This window comes from Idiomarina sp. UBA4206, assembly GCF_002383015.1.
In the GTDB taxonomy this organism is placed as follows: domain Bacteria; phylum Pseudomonadota; class Gammaproteobacteria; order Enterobacterales; family Alteromonadaceae; genus Idiomarina; species Idiomarina abyssalis.
Genome location: NZ_DFTS01000008.1, coordinates 62,144 through 66,985, shown reverse-complemented (window position 1 = coordinate 66,985; position 4,842 = coordinate 62,144). Strand labels below are relative to the sequence as shown.

Annotated in this window: 4 protein-coding genes; 3 read left to right on the top strand and 1 reads right to left on the bottom strand. The window is 46.7% G+C overall.

What is annotated here, in order from left to right; translation table 11 throughout:
- On the top strand, nt 1-571 hold a 571-nt coding region (locus B3180_RS01245; RefSeq protein WP_414654006.1), incomplete at its 5' end, for an AMP-binding enzyme.
- A gap of 9 nt (nt 572-580) precedes the next feature.
- Here the strand turns inward: B3180_RS01245 and B3180_RS01240 are convergent.
- Nucleotides 581-1,747 carry a GGDEF domain-containing protein gene (locus B3180_RS01240; RefSeq protein ID WP_199493784.1) on the bottom strand — a complete coding sequence of 389 codons (1,167 nt, stop codon included), beginning with the start codon at nt 1,745-1,747 and terminating at the stop codon, nt 581-583.
- Nucleotides 1,748-1,899: 152 nt separating this feature from the next.
- Here B3180_RS01240 and B3180_RS01235 point away from each other — a divergent pair, with 152 nt between their 5' ends.
- Nucleotides 1,900-3,942: a BCCT family transporter gene (locus tag B3180_RS01235; protein WP_054490082.1), complete on the top strand. Its 2,043-nt coding sequence runs from the start codon at nt 1,900-1,902 to the stop codon at nt 3,940-3,942.
- 102 nt (nt 3,943-4,044) lie between these two features.
- Nucleotides 4,045-4,842: MaoC family dehydratase (locus B3180_RS01230; protein ID WP_286842467.1), on the top strand; the 798-nt coding region annotated here is incomplete at its 3' end.

Genomic DNA, 4,842 nt, shown 5'->3' with positions numbered 1-4,842 from the left:
GAGTTCAACGGGTCACTGCCCACCAGGCACATTGCACCAGCTCTACTCTATGGGTGCTGCAAGAACTGTCGAGGTTTACGGTAGTTCAGAAACTGCAGGTGTGGGTTATCGCAGCGAGCCAGAGGATAATTATCGTTTGCTTCCCCGCTGGCGCAGCCACGACAGCAATCCTCAGTGTATCGTTGACAGGCAGACGCTATTAACCTTTGATTTACCGGATAGCGCAGCTTGGAAAAACGACAGTGAATTTCAGATTAAAGGGCGTGTTGATAAAGCTATTTCAATACGGGGAACCAATGTATTTCCCGACCATGTTGCTGATTGTCTACGCCAGCACCCTGATATTGCTGATGCCACTGTCAGGCCACTCGTAGCGGACGAAGGAACAGGCTTAAAGGCGTTTATTGTTTTACAAAGGCATTCTGAAAACGCCATGACTGAGCAAAGTCTAAAAAACTGGCTAAGTGAACGTTTACTTGCGGCCGAAGTCCCTCAGCACATCAGCTTTGGTAAGCAGTTACCGCTTAATACCATGGGCAAGGCCTGTGACTGGGCTATCGATAAACCTTAAGCGACTCAATTAATGCAGCGCTCTGACGAGTACATCGTCAAAGCGTAGATCCGTTACCTGGGCACATTCCAAAGCAATTTTATGCTTTACATTCTGTTGTGTTAACTGCTCCCGAACAGCGTTCAGACACTCATTATTACGATCAGCAGAAAGAGTCGACATAAGCACAACAATAAGGCCATTCCCTAAGCTACCCGGAATGTCGTAATCACGAATGCTATTACGCAATATATGGCTTGTCGCTTTTAACGTCGCAACATCATCAGCCACTTTTACAACAAGAACGTAATATTGGTATTCGGAATGCGCCTGAAATAGACTAAAGCGGCGTTGCAATGACTGCAGCATAAGGCGCCGATTGTAAAACCCCGTGTTCTCATCGCTGCCCCCCGTTTGTCGTAACTTTAATTCAAGTTCTTTGTAGTCGGTAATATCCTGAGTGGTGCCAAAAATAATTTCCTGACCATTGTCATTCGTCCGGTAAATACCAGATTCCCGTAACCATCGAATTTCGCCGTCCGCTAACATGATGCGATGCTCCACGTCCCGCGCACCGGACTGCTTAACCGCTTCAATAGCTTCAGTCAGCGCTTGTCTGTCTTCCGGGTGGGTCTTATCCATAACCAATGCTAAAGACGGTTTGGTTTTTGCTTTATTCAGACCATGTAAGTCGTACATAGTATCGGACCATTTAGACAACCCGGTTTTTAAATCCAGCTGCCAATGACCCAGCCCCCCGACTCGCTCGGCTAACATTAAATTCCGTTGGTTCTCTTCGGCTTTCAGTTCCAGCATTTTTCGTTCGGTAATGTCGAGCATTTGCCCATTCCACAAGGTGCTGCCGTCGTCTTGTTGAATCGTTACCGCGTGTCCGTATATCCAGGCTTCTTTACCGTTTCTAATCACACGGTATTCTTTTATCCAGCGGTATTTGTAACGGGCGGAGTCGTGCATACTTTTCAGTACCGACTGTAAGTCATCGGGGTGGATAATGTTGCTGAGCAAATTAATATCGTGACTCAATGCCTCGGCGGAACATCCGAAAATAGCTTCCACGCCCTGGCTCACATAGTTAAATTTTAATTCCCCGTCTGGCGAACGTTCAAGTTGGTAAAGAGCGCCTGGAACAGCATTTGCTAAGAGCTCTAAATTCACGCGGCTTTTATCAGTATTCATAACGACTAAGTCACTTTTTATCTACTGCAACAACAGTACTCATAATACCGCAGTGGCCAGAAACTAAACAGCAAATTAATACAAAGTGACCCATTACAAATCTTTCTGAGTAGTCTATATATAAATAAATCTTAGAAAAAACAGGAGCTTTTATGTCGGCCGAAAAGAGCAAATGGCATTCTGCGATTTTAGTGCCAGTATTTCTCCCTGCGGTAATCGTTATTGCACTGCTGGTTATAGGCACTTTGAGTGCGCCTGACAAAGCCGGGGAGCTATTCGACTGGACATTAGCAGGCATTACTGACAATTTCGGTTGGTTTTATATGCTGGCAGTTGCACTGTTTCTTATATTCATTATTGGTGTGGCTGTTTCCAATTGGGGCAAGATTAAACTGGGTCCCGACCATTGCGAGCCGGAATACAGCTTTACCTCATGGTTTGCCATGCTGTTCTCGGCTGGCTACGGCATTGCATTGCTCTTTTTCGGCGTGTCCGAACCCATATTACATTATGCAGAGCCTCCTGCAGGAGCGGCTGAAACCGTCGGTTCTGCCAAGCAGGCCATGCAAATTGCGTATTTCCATTGGGGTTTCCATATTTGGGCAATTTATGGCCTGGTAGGCCTGGTGTTGGCTTACTTTTCTTTTCGCCACGGGTTACCACTTACCATGCGCTCAACCCTTTACCCGCTTATTGGCGACAGAATAAATGGACCCATTGGGCATACCATAGATACTTTCGCCATTCTCAGCACCATGTTTGGTATTGCAACGACTCTGGGGCTGTCCGTTATTCAAATTAACGCAGGGCTCAATTATTTATGGGAAGATATTCCCGTCGGAACCATGGTTCAGGTTATTTCCATTGGACTCATTACTCTAGCCGCTATTGCTTCAGTGGTGGCCGGTATGGACAAAGGGATAAAACGGTTATCACTGATTAACATGACTCTGGTTGTCTTCTTGCTTCTGTTCGTTTTCGCGGTAGGGCCAACAATACACATCCTGGAAACCTTCCTGCAAAACACCGGGGCTTATTTAAGTGGCATTGTCGAGCGGACCTTTAACCTGCAAGCCTATGAACGCAGCGACTGGATTGGTAACTGGACCTTATTTATATTTGGCTGGACCATTGCCTGGGCGCCTTTTGTCGGGTTGTTTATTGCTAAAATAAGCCGCGGCCGTACCATTCGCCAGTTTGTTTTCGGGGTCATGCTGGTGCCTACGATATTTACTTTCTTCTGGTTCGCAGTGTTTGGCGACACCGCACTCAACATGATAATGAACGAGGGTTATACAACCTTAATCTCAGAAGTTCAGGACAACCAGGCAGTCGCACTGTTTAAGCTTTACGAAAACCTGCCAATGACCAGCATATTGAGCTTTCTGACCGTACTTTTAATTATTACCTTCTTCGTAACGTCGTCAGATTCCGGTTCACTCGTCATTGATTCCTTATCCTCCGGCGGCATGATGGAAACGCCTACATGGCAGCGTGTTTTCTGGGCCAGTACGGAAGGTATTGTTGCAGCTGTATTGCTTGTAGCAGGTGGTCTGGGAGCTCTGCAAACGGCGGCTATTACCAGCGCCTTACCCTTTGCCGTCATTATTTTGATATCAGCAGTGGGCATGTGGCGTGCTCTGGTCATTGAAGGGTACCAGTCCAATAGTCTCCAGAGTCACCGTCATTCTCACCGCCGTGGTGTTAACGAAGGCCCGGACTATTGGAAAAAACGTCTGGCCGGGCTGGTAGATTTCCCGAAGAAGGAGCCGGTACTGGACTTTATTAGCGGGCCTGCCACAGAGAGTCTTAAAAATGTTCGTGACGAACTGAAAGGCCAGGACTGGCCTGCTGAATTCAGGGCTGATGACGAACACAACCGAATTATCCTTAGTGTTGAACGAAAAGATGATCTCGATTTTGCTTATGAGATTCGTTTAAGAGACTATCTGTTACCAGAGTTTGCCTTAACTAATGACAAAAATAGAGAAATTTACTATCGGGCAGAGGTTTTCCTTAGACAAGGTGGTCAGTCGTACGATCTCTATGGTTATGAGACAACAGATATTATCAACGACGTGATCAATCAATTTGAGAACTACCTTCATTTTCGTCATCATAGTCCAGGTGTCTTACCCTGGGATCTTGAGAAACATGACGAGGACTTGAACGACGACCTTGAGACAAAGAAGTAAAAGGAGTGTAAAAGGTCGCTCTACGGAGCGGCCTTTCAGTGGTCGGACTGTTGATAGTACGAGACATGTGCGAGAATAGCCGTATTATCAGTATGGAGTTTAATGGTCACTATGGAACGTGTTGATACACCTACTCAGAAGCTGGCACCTATGCCAAGCATGCTGTTGCGCTCACTGCTAACCTTGCAGCGCAGTGACGAGTCTGAGGCCGAATCAGAGACTTTATGCAAAAGTTACTCTATTCCTGCGCCTACAGAAAAACACCTGAGTCGTTATCATCAAGCGTTTAATGGTTTTGTCAGCGATGTCCCTTTAGCTATGCTTTACTGTATAGCCCAAAGAGCACATCTTTCTCAAATGCTGGATGACAGTTTTCCCTGGCCCGCACCCGGTCTCGTTCATGTCAGCAATAAAATCGAACGACATCAGGTTATTTCTGCACAAGCTCCTTTTCAACTGATTTCAAAAGTCAAAGTCCCTAAACGTGGCCCTGATGTTTCTCCACGCCGTTTGCGTCCGCAGTTCGTGGTGGAGTTTTGGCAAAACAACGAAAAAGTAGCCACCTGTTCCAGTGTCTATCAGGTCATGAGTGGCCAAAGCCAGGCTCCCTCGAAAAAAGCAGCAACACCGATAAAGCCATTTGAACCGGAAGCTGGCTGGGAAAACATCAGCCATTGGCAGTTAGGCAGCGGTATGGGCAGGCGTTACGCGAGAATTTCCGGTGACTTTAACCCGATTCATCTGCACCCTCTGGTATCGCGCTGGTTTGGGTTTGAGAAGCCTATTATCCATGGCATGTACATGATGGCGAGAGCTCAGGCTGAACTTGAAAAGCGCCAGCAAAAAGCCGTTACTTATATTGACGTTACGTTCAAACGACCCGTTATTTTACCGGCTCCT

Excerpts from the sequence above, each read along its gene's own strand:
- B3180_RS01240 (WP_199493784.1), bottom strand. The coding sequence starts at position 1,747 with ATGAATACTGATAAAAGCCGCGTGAATTTAGAGCTCTTAGCAAATGCT.
- B3180_RS01235 (WP_054490082.1), top strand. The coding sequence starts at position 1,900 with ATGTCGGCCGAAAAGAGCAAATGGCATTCTGCGATTTTAGTGCCAGTA.